Annotated in this window: 1 pseudogene; it reads left to right on the top strand. The window is 42.1% G+C overall.

The features are described from left to right. Positions 1-532: pseudogene (locus MB14_RS10185) on the top strand (SusC/RagA family TonB-linked outer membrane protein); the annotation flags it as partial.

Here is a 532-nt window from a genome sequence, read left to right as displayed (position 1 = left end):
GTGGAACTTTGCTTTAAACGCAACCCTGCTTACAAACGAAATCACTAGACTTCCTGAGTCTTCAAGAGAAAACGGCATCATTTCTGGAACTAAGAAACTTTTAGAAGGCAGATCAATTTATGACTTCTGGTTGAAAGATTGGTACGGTGTTGATCCTGACACAGGTAACCCACTTTACGTGTACGATCCCGAATCAGAGTCTACTCCTAACAACCTTTTGAGAGAAATCAATGGTGTTCAAGTGACTACTAACCAAAACAATGCAATTTATCACTACAGCGGTTCTTCTATCCCTGACGTTTATGGCGCATTTACAAACAGCCTAAACTACAAAGGATTTAGCCTTTCTGTAATGTTTGCCTACAGCCTAGGTGGTAAAATCTATGATGGTAACTATGCAGGTTTAATGGGCGCTCTTGACGGTGGAGCCCTAAGCGTTGGTATTGCTGACAGATGGCAACAACCAGGCGACATCACTGATGTACCTAGAATCTCTATCAACAACAACACTAACAACGTAGCAGGTTCTGAC

Origin of the sequence: Roseivirga ehrenbergii (genome assembly GCF_001593005.1) — a bacterium.
Classification (GTDB): Bacteria; Bacteroidota; Bacteroidia; order Cytophagales; family Cyclobacteriaceae; genus Roseivirga; species Roseivirga ehrenbergii.
The sequence above is the reverse complement of the archived record's forward strand: the minus strand, read 5'-3'. Positions and strand labels throughout refer to the sequence as shown.